The 12,255-nt window shown below is 39.2% G+C and carries 13 protein-coding genes and 2 pseudogenes; all 15 read left to right on the top strand.

What is annotated here, in order from left to right; genetic code table 11:
* Positions 1-46: 46 nt before the first annotated feature.
* The gene (locus tag XEN7305_RS23960) at positions 47-316 is read left to right on the top strand and encodes an ATP synthase subunit I (protein ID WP_052035230.1); all 270 of its coding nucleotides are present in this window, start codon (positions 47-49) and stop codon (positions 314-316) included.
* A gap of 54 nt (positions 317-370) precedes the next feature.
* Positions 371-1,039: a F0F1 ATP synthase subunit A gene (locus XEN7305_RS23955; protein ID WP_006512128.1), complete on the top strand. Its 669-nt coding sequence runs from the start codon at positions 371-373 to the stop codon at positions 1,037-1,039.
* A 65-nt stretch (positions 1,040-1,104) separates the two neighbouring features.
* Positions 1,105-1,386: a F0F1 ATP synthase subunit C gene (locus XEN7305_RS23950; RefSeq protein WP_006512127.1), complete on the top strand. Its 282-nt coding sequence runs from the start codon at positions 1,105-1,107 to the stop codon at positions 1,384-1,386.
* A 92-nt stretch (positions 1,387-1,478) separates the two neighbouring features.
* Positions 1,479-2,255 (top strand): F0F1-type ATP synthase subunit beta, encoded by a 777-nt coding sequence (locus XEN7305_RS23945; protein WP_006512126.1) that lies wholly within the window; start codon positions 1,479-1,481, stop codon positions 2,253-2,255.
* A 117-nt stretch (positions 2,256-2,372) separates the two neighbouring features.
* A pseudogene (locus XEN7305_RS30440) lies at positions 2,373-2,611 on the top strand (type II toxin-antitoxin system RelE/ParE family toxin).
* A gap of 55 nt (positions 2,612-2,666) precedes the next feature.
* Positions 2,667-2,965: pseudogene (locus XEN7305_RS23935) on the top strand (HigA family addiction module antitoxin).
* Between the two features lie 497 nt (positions 2,966-3,462).
* Positions 3,463-3,696: a ribbon-helix-helix domain-containing protein gene (locus tag XEN7305_RS23930; protein ID WP_040899420.1), complete on the top strand. Its 234-nt coding sequence runs from the start codon at positions 3,463-3,465 to the stop codon at positions 3,694-3,696.
* A complete protein-coding gene (locus XEN7305_RS23925; RefSeq protein ID WP_006512123.1) occupies positions 3,683-3,943 on the top strand; it encodes a type II toxin-antitoxin system RelE/ParE family toxin in 261 nt (86 codons plus the stop codon). Before XEN7305_RS23930 ends, XEN7305_RS23925 begins: the two co-directional genes overlap by 14 nt.
* A gap of 303 nt (positions 3,944-4,246) precedes the next feature.
* Positions 4,247-5,770 (top strand): alternate F1F0 ATPase, F1 subunit alpha, encoded by a 1,524-nt coding sequence (locus XEN7305_RS23920; protein ID WP_006512122.1) that lies wholly within the window; start codon positions 4,247-4,249, stop codon positions 5,768-5,770.
* A 21-nt stretch (positions 5,771-5,791) separates the two neighbouring features.
* Positions 5,792-6,676, top strand: coding sequence for a F0F1 ATP synthase subunit gamma (locus XEN7305_RS23915; RefSeq protein ID WP_006512121.1), 885 nt, complete (start codon positions 5,792-5,794; stop codon positions 6,674-6,676).
* A gap of 79 nt (positions 6,677-6,755) precedes the next feature.
* Complete coding sequence (gene hoxU / locus XEN7305_RS23910; protein WP_040899438.1) at positions 6,756-7,472, top strand: bidirectional hydrogenase complex protein HoxU; 717 nt, start codon at positions 6,756-6,758, stop codon at positions 7,470-7,472.
* 43 nt (positions 7,473-7,515) lie between these two features.
* Positions 7,516-8,058 (top strand): coenzyme F420-reducing hydrogenase gamma subunit, encoded by a 543-nt coding sequence (locus XEN7305_RS23905; protein ID WP_006512119.1) that lies wholly within the window; start codon positions 7,516-7,518, stop codon positions 8,056-8,058.
* 186 nt (positions 8,059-8,244) lie between these two features.
* Entirely contained in the window at positions 8,245-8,745 is a 501-nt protein-coding gene (locus XEN7305_RS23900) for a CBS domain-containing protein (protein WP_006512118.1), read from the top strand.
* A 35-nt stretch (positions 8,746-8,780) separates the two neighbouring features.
* Positions 8,781-10,235 carry a Ni/Fe hydrogenase subunit alpha gene (locus XEN7305_RS23895; protein ID WP_006512117.1) on the top strand — a complete coding sequence of 485 codons (1,455 nt, stop codon included), beginning with the start codon at positions 8,781-8,783 and terminating at the stop codon, positions 10,233-10,235.
* A 66-nt stretch (positions 10,236-10,301) separates the two neighbouring features.
* Positions 10,302-12,254: an ATP-dependent zinc metalloprotease FtsH gene (gene ftsH, locus XEN7305_RS23890; RefSeq protein ID WP_006512116.1), complete on the top strand. Its 1,953-nt coding sequence runs from the start codon at positions 10,302-10,304 to the stop codon at positions 12,252-12,254.
* Position 12,255: the final 1 nt, after the last annotated feature.

The raw sequence follows: 12,255 nt of genomic DNA, 5'->3' as shown, positions 1-12,255 counted from the left end.
TTTTATTTTTAAAATTATCCTTGATTGTTCAGAATAGGATTAAATATTGGCATCAATCATTGCTTTTATCATTGGCTTGGGTTTGGGACTATTCTATTTCGGTGGGCTATGGCTGACAGTGCAACAATTACCTGTAAGCAAACATCCTTACCGGTTGGTGGTATTTAGTTTTTTATTCAGATTGGGAATTAGTATGTTCGTTTTATCTTTAATTATTGGAGGCAATATTGAGCTATATAACGTATTTTCTTTAATGGCTTGTTGTTTAGGATTTTTCATAGTTAGAACTATAACGATTTTATTGATTCAACCGTAATTTGCTTCTAAAACTAATTATTAATCTGAAATATTCCGAATTAAACACTGATATATGAATTTAACTCCAGACCAAATTATTTTCTGGCAAAGAGGAATAATTAGTATCAATGCCACTTTAGTGTTTACTTGGCTGATAATGGTTTTGCTGATTGTGGGTTCTTGGTTAATTACCCGCAGATTGTCTACATCTACAAAAATATCTAGAGGACAAAATTTATTAGAAGTATTGGTGCTAGGAATTGCAACTCAAATCGAAGAAGTTAGCCAACAAAAACCAGAACCCTATCTTCCTTTTATTGGGACTCTCTTTATTTTTATTGCTTGTTCCAATCTTCTCAGCATAATCCCTGGTTATCAACCTCCTACTGGTTCGCTTTCCACTACTGCTGCTTTAGCGATCTGCGTTTTTTTTGCTGTGCCTCTTTATGGTATTAAAAAACAAGGGTTGTGGGGCTACTTTAAACAATATTATCTTCAGCCTACTCCCTTTATGCTACCGTTTAATATTATTGGTAGATTTTCCAATACAATTTCTTTGTCTGTACGTCTATTTGGAAATGTCATGAGTGGCACGATGATCGTTGGTATCTTGCTTTCGATCGCACCGTTATTTTTTCCTATAATTATGCAAGCCATGGGATTGCTAACAGGATTGATTCAAGCATATATTTTTGCTATCTTAGCCATGGTTTTTATCGCAGCAGCAACTTCCAAGACTTGATTTTACAGGCATAAAGTTAACTAACAATAACCACTAACCACTAACCACTAACCACTAACTAATTTATGGATAATCTCGCATTAATTGGGATGGCATCGATCATAACCGCAGGATTAACAATTACTATCGGTTCAATTGGTCCAGCATTAGGAGAAGGAAAAGCTCTGGCACAAGCCTTAAGTGCGATCGCCCAGCAACCAGACGAAGCGAAAAATATTACTCGCACTCTATTTGTGGGAATGGCATTGGTAGAATCAACTGCTATTTACTGTTTTGTAATTACTTTAATTTTGATCTTTGCCAATCCTTTTTGGAATTATTTTATTGAGAAAGCAGCAGGGGGATAAGTAATGGGTAATAGGTAATAGGTGATGGGTAAGATATCACTTTTGACTTTTGACTTTTGACTTTGTCCCCAGGAGCTAATTACTAACGAAGTATGCTAATCGATCCTTTTATTGTTATTGCTCAAATCATTAATTTTCTGATTTTGGTTGCGCTGTTGAAGCGTTTTCTGTATAAACCTATCACCCAAGCTATGGAAGCGCGATCGCAAAGAATTGAACGTCAGTTAGCCACAGCAGCCAACACAGAGAAAGAGGCTGAAGCAGAAAAAGAATTATATTTACAAAAGCAACAGGAACTAGCCGCACAAAAGCAAGCTTGGTTAGAGGAAGCAAAACAAGAAGTAGAGCTGGAAAAAGAACAATTAACTCAACAAGCACAAGCTGAAGTAGAGCGATTTCGTTCGCAATGGTATAGAACTTTAGAGCAAGATCAACATAAATTTGCTCGTGAACTACGCGATCGATTGAGCCAACAAGTTGCAGTAACGACTCGAAAAGCCTTGTCGGATTTAGCTAACGCCAACTTAGAAATACAGATCATAGATACTTTTATTGATCAACTGAATGACCTGAATGATGCTCAACTAAAGACCATTCGTGTTGCACCGATTCCTAATCCTCATCATATAATTACCATTTGTAGCTCTTTTGTGATCCCTGATCACAAAAAAGAACAGTTATTAAACGTTATCCAAAAACAAATTGCTGCTAATGCTGAGGTAGAGTTTGAAACTGTAGAAGATTTGCTTTGCGGTATTGAGTTACGCGATCGCGGTTATAAGATTTCTTGGAATTTAGAGCATTATTTAACTGAAATAGAAGCAGAAACAGCAAAAATTTTGACTGAAAATAATAACCAAGCAGCATAATCGCATTCACCTGTTTTTAATTAATTGAAGTCGAATGCCAGTGTTTGATCACTAGTTTCTGAACTGTCCCTATTGTTAACGCTTGACGTTAATAACGGAAGAAGTTATTACCTATCCATGATTATTTCGTTCAGGTGCAAGGAAACCGAAAAGATTTTTTATGGTAAGTTTTCTCGCAAATTGCCACAAAGTATTCAGAGGATAGCGGCGCGTAAGCTGGAGCAACTCAATGCTGCTACTATTCTTGTGATACTTTGCGTGTTCCACCTGGCAATAGGCTCGAAGCACTGGGCTATGATCGAAAGGGAGAACATAGCATTCGGATCAATGACCTGTGGCGAATATATTTTGTTTAGTGTGACGGTAATGCCCTTGACGTAGAGATAGTTGACCACCATTAAAGTGAAATTTATGACTAAGCGTGATTTTCCTCCTATTCACCCAGGTGAAATTTTATTAGAAGAGTTTTAAAACCGATAAATATTAGTCAATATTTTGTGGCTCAGTCCATCGGAGTACCACCGCGTCGCATTAATGAAATTGTTCATGGCAAACGAGGAATTACGGCAGATACTGCTTTGCGGCTAGGACGCTTTTTCGCGATGGAAGCACAATTTTGGATGAACCTTCAAACAAGGTATGATCTCGAAGTCACAAGAGAGGAATTGTCTGATAGATTGAATCAAGAAGTCCGAGTTTATTTAGCTTGACATTATTATATGCGCAAGAAAAATTCTTGATATTAGATTTTTGCTCTTGAGGTGATCCCGTTTACTCTCATCCTATGAGAAGTTTAGTGTGATGGGGAAAAGTTACAATCATTAATATGAAGTACAGTAATGTTCAGTATCTCTTGAGAGACTATATTGAAAGCAAAAAACTCGATTAGAACAATCACTACGGCAACGATCATTCGCGCATGAAACCTTGCAGTATCTAGAACACGAACTAAAAAAGGCGAGGTAAGAATCGCGACATAATAGAAGGATGAACCTCAGTGTGATCGCAGATATTGTAGGCTGTTTTCAAGCATGAAACCCAGCAATCACATTAATGAATAAGCTATGTCTAATTTCTATTGTACTCAACTGATAACGATCGCCGTTTCTTTTCTATTGTATAGTTGCGAGAAATACTTAATTATCAATGACGCTATAACGTTATAATGCTATGCTTACTTAATAGCTTGAGTATACCGAAAAAACAAATGAGTAAATTGTCAAAAAGATCAACAATTTATTTTGAGCCTGAGATACATCGTGCCCTTAGAATGCGTGCAGCATCCGTAAATTGCTCGGTATCGGAACTTGTTGATGAAGCAGTGCGACTTTTAATGCGAGAAGATCAAGAAGATTTAGAAGCATTCTCTGAGCGAGCCGATGAGCCAGAAATCAGCTATGAAGAGCTTCTAGAAGATCTTAAACAGCATGGAAAAATATAAAATCACCTTCAAAAAGTCAGTCGCTAAAGATCTTCGTAATATACCCAATAAAGACATTCAACGCATTTTAGCCAAATTTGAAGAATTATCTGAAAATCCCAGAGGTTCCGGATGTATAAAGTTATCAGGGCAAGCAAGATATCGAGTTCGTCAAGGACTCTATCGAATTATTTACGAGATCAACGATGATATTTTGGTGGTTCATGTGGTGAAAGTTGGTCATCGCTCTAATGTGTATCGTGACTGATAATTTTATTTAATCCGATGAGACAGAGGAAATCGATTAAACTCGACTTTCCCAAGAGTCAGGTTCTCGATACAAATAAGCTGCAGAAACTTAACTTCCAAAAGATCTGCCAACTCCTGAAAAATGCTCTCGGCAGGAACCGATTCTAATTTACCAGAGTCATAATCCTTGAACCTATTGTATGGATATACTCTGGTATTCGAGTTTTTTAGGTAGTGATTTATAGATTATTGTCATAATAAAGCAGTCAGCTTTTTTTTGTTCTCAAGTCACCAAATTTCAAAAATAAATATTTAATATTAAATGTTAAATGTTTTTCAAGATCTGCTAGATGAAACTGTTGCTATTTCCCAGCAAGTTTTAGATAACCATAAACCTCAATTACAGATTGAAGAAATCGGAACTTTAACCTACTTAGGTGGAGGAATTGCTCGTGCTGTAGGGTTACCCAGTGTGCAGGTAGAGGAATTAGTAAAGTTTCCCGGAAATTGTTACGGGATGGCTTACAATCTCGATCAAGATGAAGTGGGGATTATTTTATTAGATAGCAGTGAAGATTTAAAAGCAGGTTGTGAAGTATTGCGAACCGGGAGAGTCTTAGATGCACCAGTAGGAGAAGAATTATTAGGCAGGGTTATTGATGCTACAGGTCGTCCCTTAGATAATCAAGGGCCAATTGCTACAGCAAAAAGGTTGCCGGTAGAAAGAGAAGCCCCGGGAATCATGCAGCGTGCACCTGTTACCGTACCCTTGCAAACAGGGATTAAAGTTATTGATGCCTTGATTCCTATTGGTAGAGGTCAGAGGGAATTGATTTTGGGCGATCGCGCTACCGGGAAAACGGCGATCGCTCTGGATACAATTATTAATCAAAAGGATAAAGGGGTTATTTGTGTTTATTGTGCGATCGGACAGAGAAGCTCGGCAGTAGCCAAATTAATCGCAGAATTACGCAAGAGAGGAGCAATGGACTACTGCATAGTTGTGGTCGCAGGAGGAGAAGCCCCACCAGGGTTACAATACATTACTCCCTATGCCGCCACGACGATGGCAGAGTATTTCATGCAACAGGGAAAAGATGTTTTGATTGTCTACGATGATCTAATTCAACATGCTAGAGCATATCGAGAATTATCTTTATTATTGCGTCGTCCCCCTGGTAGAGAAGCCTTTCCTGGAGATATTTTTTATATTCATTCCCGTCTGTTAGAACGTGCTACCCATCTGCGTCCCGAATTCGGAGGTGGTTCTTTAACTGCTTTGCCCATAGTAGAAACTGAAGCCCAAAACATCTCTGCATACATTCCTACGAACTTGGTTTCTATTACCGACGGTCAAATTTATCTGACTCCAAAATTATTTCATAAAGGTATTTTACCTGCTGTTGATGTAGGTAAATCTGTATCTCGCGTTGGTGGGAAAACTCAGTTACCTGCTTATCGTGCCGTCTCTGGGGATTTACGTTTGTCCTATTCTCAGTTTGAAGAATTAGAAGCTTTTTCTCGTTTTGGTTCGCGGTTAGATGAGGCAACTCAAAAAAGCCTGGAAAGAGGTCAAAGAATCAGAGAAGTTCTCCAACAAAACCAATATCAACCCATTCCTGTTTCCGAACAAATCGCTGTTTTACTAGCTGTTACCAACGGAATTTTTGATGCTGTTCCTCTAGATAAGATTAGGCTGGGAGAAAGAGCTTTATGTGAAACTGTTAGCGAAAAATTACCTGATATCTGTCAAAAAATTGCAGTTGGTGAGAAATTGAGTGAGAGCGATCGCCACATTTTACTCAATATTGCAGCAGAAATCACTTCAAACAAAATGATTTATTAAAAATATTAAGGATAGCAATCGATGACAACTATTGAAGAACTCAAACATAAAATTGCCACTGCTCAAGATTTACAGTCGGTGGTCAAAACAATGAAAGCCCTAGCAGCTGTCAGTATTCGCCAGTATGAAAAGGCAGCCGAATCACTGACAGAATATAATTTAACCTTAGAATTGGGATTACAAATTCTGCTTAAAAACCGACCAGAAGTCTTATTGAAAACAAGATCTATTCCTAATCGACATGGGGGAATAGTTGTTTTTGGTTCTGATTGGGGAATGTGCGGTCAATTTAATGAACGCATTACCAGCTATACCCAGGAAAAAATCATGGCTTCTCCTATTGATTTTGATAAATCGCTGATTTTAGCCATTGGTTCTAGAATATGTGATCGTTTAGAAGCAGCAGGATATCAATGTCAAGCCTGTTTTCCCTTACCAAGTTCCATTGAGGGGATTACATTTGCTATTCAAGAAATTGTCTTAATTTTGGAAAAATGGCAACGTGAAAACCAAGTAGAGCAAATTATAGTCATATACAACCAAATTCTCAGTGATGTTACTTATCGTCCTACTAACTTACAAATTTTTCCTCTCAATGTAGAATGGCTCAAACGCTTAAAAAATAAGCCATGGGATTCTCGTAGCTTACCTACTTTTACAATAAAGGGGCATGAGTTGGCAGTAGCTTTATTTCGCCAATACTTCTTTGTTTCTCTATACCGTGCCTGTGCTGAATCTTTAAAGAGTGAACATACCAGTCGCTTAGCTGCAATGCAAATGGCAGAGAAAAATATTGCCGAACGCTCAAGCGAACTGAATAGAGAGTTTAATCATCAGCGTCAAACCACCATCACAGAAGAACTACTCGATATTGTTTCTGGCTTTGAAGCCTTAAATGATAAATAAACCACTAATCACTAACCAACTTCACAAGTTCCTCAATATTTTTGCCTATGAATTTAGAAATAATAATCAAACAAAGATAGTGGCAGTTAAAACTTTAACTATTAATAATCGCCTAATAAGTGCTAGAGAATCAGACACCTTGTTAGATGCGGCACGAGAAGTCGGGGTTCACATACCCACTCTCTGTCATTTGGAAGGAGTGTCTGATATTGGTGCTTGTCGATTGTGCTTAGTTGAGATTGCTGGTAGTAATAAACTCCAACCTGCTTGTGTTACCAAAGTAGCTGAAGGGATGGAAATTCAGACCAACACAGAAAAATTGCAGAAATATCGCAAGATGATCGTAGAACTGCTATTCGCTGAAGGGAACCATATTTGTTCAGTTTGTGTTGCTAATGGTAGTTGTGAGTTACAAGATTTAGCAGTAGAGATGGGGATGGATCATGTTAGTTTAGCCTATCAGTTTCCTCAACGGGATGTAGATTTATCTCATGAGCGCTTTGGTATCGACCATAATCGCTGTGTTCTCTGTACGCGCTGCATTAGAGTATGTGATGAAATCGAAGGTGCGCATACTTGGGATATGGCAGGAAGAGGTCATAATTCTCGCGTTATTACCGATCTCAATCAACCTTGGGGGACGGCTGATAGCTGTACTTCTTGCGGGAAATGTTTGATGGCCTGTCCTACAGGAGCCATTTTTTCTCAATGTTCGACAGTAGGAGAAATGGCTAAAGAACGCTCGAAACTAGAATTTATTACGACAGCTAGAAAGGAAAGAAAATGGATATTTTAATATAGATTATATAACTAGATACTGATTACCAACTATTAAAAAAATGCCTAAACTAAAGCTCGCAACAGTATGGCTCGGTGGCTGTTCTGGCTGCCATATGTCTTTTTTAGATTTAGATGAATGGCTGTTTGATTTGGCTGCGCAAGTAGACTTAGTTTATAGTCCCTTGGCAGATATCAAAGAATACCCTCAAGGGGTAGATGTAGTTTTGGTAGAAGGTGCGGTGGCTAATGAAGATAACTTAGCATTGATTAAAAAAGTACGAGATCGCTCCAAGATTCTCGTATCCTTTGGTGACTGCGCGGTTACTGGTAATCTTACGGCCATGCGTAATCCTCTAGGAAATATTGAATCAGTTCTTCAGCGCTGCTATCTCGAAGCTGCTGATATCCAGAATCAAATACCTAATGAACCAGGAATAGTCCCAACTTTATTAGAGAAGGTACAGCCCGTCCATAGCATTGTTCCCGTAGAAATCTATCTTCCAGGTTGTCCCCCCGATGCTAATCGCATTCGTGCAGCCTTGGAACCATTCTTAGTCGGTGAAATGCCAAATTTAGCTGGAGAACAAATTAGATTTGGTTAATTTAGTAATAATTTAACTATAGTTTTTAATTTGTTATTAATAGTTGCTACACTCTAATTTCCTCACAAGTTCTTCAATTTATTTATTTATCTTGAAAAAGGGAAAGCGGGTGTGAATAAAGTCTATCAATGAGTTAAGAGGATAACTATTAGCTCAAAAGAGCAGTCAAGGCCATAGGAGGCATCTATGAAAGTAGCAGATATTATGACCACCAATATAGTTACCATTGATAGCTTAGCGACGATTGCCGAAGCAGCCAAAATGATGGAGCAACATAATATCAAAGCTTTAATTGTTGATCGCACTTCAGATCAAGATGCATATGGAATCATCACGGCAACTGATATCTCGCAAGCAGTTGCTAACGCTAAAAACCCCCAAGAAACTTATGTTTGTGAATTGATGACCAAGCCTTGTATTGTTGTTAATCCCGATCTAGCAGTAGAACATATTCCTAAATTATTTGCCAGAGCCAAAATTCGCACTGCACCAGTTATTAGAGACAGGCTACTTGGTATCGTTTCTCTAACTGATATTTTGGGAAGAACCGATTGTTTAACTCCAATTAAACCCACATTAACATCTCAAAAACTAGAAGAATTAGCTGAACTGTACCCCTGCGAATTAACAGAAAATAAATGGGAAATTGGGTCCGAGAGCATCTATGAAAATTGGTGTAGTGGATAGAGATCTATAAACAATGGAATGACTAATTAAATCAAATGCCAAAAAAAATTACTATAGATCCCGTAACTCGAATTGAAGGTCATGCAAAAATTACCATCCATCTCGATGAGACAGGAGAGGTGGAAGATGCCCGTTTTCACGTTACCGAATTTAGAGGTTTTGAAAAATTCTGTGAAGGTCGCCCTTTATGGGAAATGCCGGGGATTACAGCCCGAATTTGTGGCATTTGTCCTGTTAGTCATTTATTAGCTTCTGCCAAAGCAGGCGATCGCATTTTGGCGGTGGATATTCCCCCTGCTGCGGAGAAACTGCGTCGTCTGATGAATTTAGGACAAATAATTCAGTCTCATGCCCTGAGTTTTTTCCATCTCAGCGCGCCTGATTTCCTGTTGGGGATGGATAGCGATCCTGCTTCTCGCAATGTTTTTGGCTTAATTGCTGCCGAACCAGAATTGGCACGGAATGGGATTCGTTTACGACAATTTGGACAAGAAATTATTGAAGCATTAGGGGGGCAGAAAATTCATCCTGCTTGGTCTGTTCCGGGGGGAGTCAGAAACTCTTTATCTGAAGGGGGAAAAATAAAAATTAGTGATCGCCTGACTGAGGCCAAGACAACTACACTTAAGGCTCTAGATAAATTCAAAAGTTTACTAGCTGATTATGAAGTAGAGGCGCAAACTTTTGGTAATTTTCCCAGCCTGTTTATGGGATTAGTCGGCGAAGATGGATCATGGGAACATTACGGAGGGAAAATTCGCTTCGTTGACAGTGGAGGGAATATCATTGCCGATCAACTAGAGCCGACTCGCTACCAAGAATTTATTGCTGAAGCCGTTGAACCTTGGTCTTATCTCAAATTTCCCTATTACCGCCCTTTAGGTTATCCTGCCAGAAAAGATTATTGCCACCTACAAAGTGGGATTTATCGTGTTGGCCCTTTAGCCAGACTAAATATCTGTAGTCGCATTGGTACTGCTTTAGGCGATCGCGAACTCAGAGAATTTAGAGATCGGGGTCAAGGTACGGTCAATTCTTCCTTCTTCTACCACTATGCCCGCTTGATTGAAATTCTAGCTTGTATTGAACATATCGAAAATATGTTAGAAGATTCAGACTTGTCTTCTGATCATTTACGTGCCAAAGCAGGTATCAATCAACTAGAAGGGATCGGAGTAAGTGAAGCACCCAGGGGTACTCTTTTTCATCACTATCATGTTGATGAGCATGGCTTAATCCAAAAGGTCAATTTAATTATTGCGACAGGTCAGAATAACTTAGCAATGAATCGCACAGTCGCTCAAATTTCTAGACATTTTATTCACGGAACGACAATTCCTGAAGGAATGCTCAACCGCGTTGAAGCAGGTATTCGGGCTTTTGATCCCTGTTTGAGTTGTTCAACTCATGCCCTGGGAAAAATGCCTTTGCATATTCAACTATTTGATGAGGGGGGCAACTTACTTGATGATGCTTGGCAGCAATCCTAGCCAGAAAATCTCACAACTTCCTCAAACTTAATATCTATCTTTGTGATTAGAGAGCGTTGTAAATATATGGTCAAACGGCAAGATCGAAATCGTAAGCAGGAATCAAGTCTACTTGGTTGGTATTTGATTATGACCTCGATATTCTTGATTTTATTGAGTTTATTCTGGACTCCAATACAAGTACCCAAGTCACAGCCCTATAGCAAGTTTATCGATTTAGTAGAGGCTGATCGCGTTGAAAGGGTTCTTATTAGTTCAAATAAGATTGAATATTGGCTCAAATCTAAACTGGTTGACACCGAATCAGATCAGGTTTTTACTACAGTCCCCATCGTTCAGGATACAGAATTGCCCAAAATTCTTCGTCAGCATCAAGTGGAGTTTTCGGCTATCCCTGAAAACAATAATGGTGGATTTTGGAGCTTTATTGGGCTATTATTTTTCTTGTTTATAATTATTACTTTAGGCGGTTTTTTCTTCGGTCGCGGTCAAAATGGAGGTATGGGAGCGAGTCCGTTTGCCATTGGCAAAAGCAATGCTCGTATTTACTCAGAAGGGAGCATGGATGTCACCTTCGATGATGTTGCGGGAGTAGATGAAGCTAAGACTGAACTCTATGAAATTGTTGATTTTCTTAAGCATGGAGCAAAATATATTCGTTTAGGCGCAAAAATACCTAAGGGAGTTTTATTAGTTGGGCCTCCAGGTACAGGTAAAACTTTACTAGCAAAGGCGATCGCAGGAGAAGCGAAAGTTCCTTTTTTTAGTATCTCTGGTTCAGAATTTATTGAAATGTTTGTTGGGGTTGGTGCCTCGCGGGTACGAGATTTATTTGATCGCGCTAAAAAACAAGCTCCTGCGATTGTCTTTATTGACGAATTAGATGCTCTGGGTAAGTCTCGCAACGCTTCTGGCAGTTTAATGGGAGGAAATGATGAACGGGAACAGACTCTTAATCAATTACTCGCAGAAATGGATGGGTTTGAACCCAATGCGGGGGTAATTCTGTTAGCGGCAACGAATCGTCCTGAAGTTCTCGATCCCGCTTTACTCCGTCCTGGTCGTTTTGATCGCCGTATTGTGGTAGATCGTCCTGATAAGTCTGGTAGATTAGCGATCTTGGAGGTGCACGCCCGCAATGTAAAATTAGCTGAGGATGTGGATTTAGATAAACTAGCTGCTCGTACCCCTGGTTTTGCAGGAGCAGATTTGGCCAATTTAATTAATGAAGCAGCATTATTAGCAGCCCGTCACAATAGCACTGCCGTAAAAATGGCAGATTTTAATGAGGCTACAGAAAGAATTCTCACGGGATTAGAAAAAAAATCGCGAGTACTCAATGAAATTGAAAAGAAAACTGTAGCCCATCATGAAATTGGTCATGCCATTGTCGCTTCGTTAATGCCTGGTACAGATAAGGTAGAGAAAATCTCTATTGTTCCTCGTGGTATCGGAGCATTGGGCTATACTCTACAGTTACCAGAAGAAGATCGTTTTTTAATGATAGAAGATGAAATTCGTGGTCGTATTGCTACTTTATTAGGAGGGCGTGCCGCAGAAGAATTGATCTTTGGCAAAGTATCTACCGGTGCTAGTGATGATATTCAAAAAGCGACCGATCTTGCAGAACGGTATGTTACTCTCTATGGGATGAGCGATCGCTTAGGGCCCATAGCCTTTGAAAAAATCCAGCAACAATTTCTCGAAGGCATTACGAATCCGCGTCGTCAAGTTAGTCCTCACATTGCTGAAGAAATTGATCGCGAAGTTAAAACAGTAATTGATGATGCGCATCAAGTTGCTCTAGAAATTCTCCAAGAAAATCGCGAACTATTGGCGACATTAGCCAATATCCTGTTAGATAAAGAAATTTTGGAAGGGGAACAACTGCGATCGCAACTAAAATTAGCCAAGAAGACTTCGATAATCAATCAATGGTTGCAAACGGGTAAATTACCGCCCGCTCATTCTCTTGTTCCGACTTTAAATAGTAATAGTAACACTTTTACCAATTACTAAA

It is taken from the genome of Xenococcus sp. PCC 7305 (genome assembly GCF_000332055.1).
GTDB lineage: Bacteria > Cyanobacteriota > Cyanobacteriia > Cyanobacteriales > Xenococcaceae > Xenococcus.
Note: the sequence above shows the minus strand (reverse complement) of the source record. Positions and strands in the feature narration are given on the sequence as shown.

Coding starts and splice junctions, on each gene's coding strand:
- XEN7305_RS23905 (WP_006512119.1), top strand. CDS start 7,516: ATGCCTAAACTAAAGCTCGCAACAGTATGGCTCGGTGGCTGTTCTGGC.
- XEN7305_RS23955 (WP_006512128.1), top strand. CDS start 371: ATGAATTTAACTCCAGACCAAATTATTTTCTGGCAAAGAGGAATAATT.
- XEN7305_RS23925 (WP_006512123.1), top strand. CDS start 3,683: ATGGAAAAATATAAAATCACCTTCAAAAAGTCAGTCGCTAAAGATCTT.
- XEN7305_RS23920 (WP_006512122.1), top strand. CDS start 4,247: ATGTTAAATGTTTTTCAAGATCTGCTAGATGAAACTGTTGCTATTTCC.
- XEN7305_RS23945 (WP_006512126.1), top strand. CDS start 1,479: ATGCTAATCGATCCTTTTATTGTTATTGCTCAAATCATTAATTTTCTG.
- XEN7305_RS23930 (WP_040899420.1), top strand. CDS start 3,463: ATGAGTAAATTGTCAAAAAGATCAACAATTTATTTTGAGCCTGAGATA.
- ftsH (WP_006512116.1), top strand. CDS start 10,302: ATGGTCAAACGGCAAGATCGAAATCGTAAGCAGGAATCAAGTCTACTT.
- XEN7305_RS23900 (WP_006512118.1), top strand. CDS start 8,245: ATGAAAGTAGCAGATATTATGACCACCAATATAGTTACCATTGATAGC.
- XEN7305_RS23950 (WP_006512127.1), top strand. CDS start 1,105: ATGGATAATCTCGCATTAATTGGGATGGCATCGATCATAACCGCAGGA.
- XEN7305_RS23895 (WP_006512117.1), top strand. CDS start 8,781: ATGCCAAAAAAAATTACTATAGATCCCGTAACTCGAATTGAAGGTCAT.
- XEN7305_RS23915 (WP_006512121.1), top strand. CDS start 5,792: ATGACAACTATTGAAGAACTCAAACATAAAATTGCCACTGCTCAAGAT.